Annotated in this window: 1 protein-coding gene; it reads right to left on the reverse strand. The window is 70.8% G+C overall.

Annotation, left to right across the window (positions count from 1 at the left end):
* The coding region (locus F1599_RS22075; protein WP_223819815.1) for a condensation domain-containing protein at positions 1-695 on the reverse strand (695 nt) is incomplete at both ends.

The following is a 695-nucleotide window of genomic DNA, read 5'->3' on the forward strand; positions in this document are numbered from 1 at the left end:
GTGGCACCGGCCGAGATCACCAGCGTCAGCGGATAGTTGGTAGTCGCCGCATGGCTGACCTCGCCGAGCTTCAGGCCGTTCTGCTCGCGCTGGCGCAGTGCCGCATCGACCGGGTAGTTCTCGAACACCAGGATCGAGTCGAACAGCGCCTGCCCGCCTTGGCCGGCCCAGCGCTGGATCTCGTACAGCGGCACGTGTTCGTGCTCGCGCAGCGCCAGGTTCTCGGCTTGCAGCGCCTGCAGCCAGTCGGCGACGGCCTGGTCCGGCGACGGGGCCTGGATCACCGGCAAGGTATTGATGAACAGGCCGAGCATCGCCTCGGCGCCCGGCAAGGCCGCCGGCCGACCGGCCACGGTCGCGCCGAAGGCGACGGCACGCCGACCGGTATAGCGCTGCAGCACGATGACCCAGGCCGCCTGCAACAGCGTGTTCAGCGTCAGATGCTGGCTGGCGGCGCTGCGCTGGAGGCGGGCGAGGGCGTCGGCATCGAGGCTGGTGCGGCACGTCGCGTGACCGGTGCCGGCATCCGGTGCGGGAAGTGCCGAGGCCAGCCGGGTAGGCTCGTCGAGCGCTTGCAGCCGCTCGCGCCAGAACGACTCGCTGGCGGCGACATCGTGGGTCTGCAGCCAGGCGATGTGGTCGCGATAGCGCGAGGCGGGCACCTCGACCGGCTGGCCGTGGTAGCGCTGCAGGAC

The organism is Cupriavidus cauae, assembly GCF_008632125.1.
GTDB classification, from domain to species: Bacteria; Pseudomonadota; Gammaproteobacteria; order Burkholderiales; family Burkholderiaceae; genus Cupriavidus; species Cupriavidus cauae.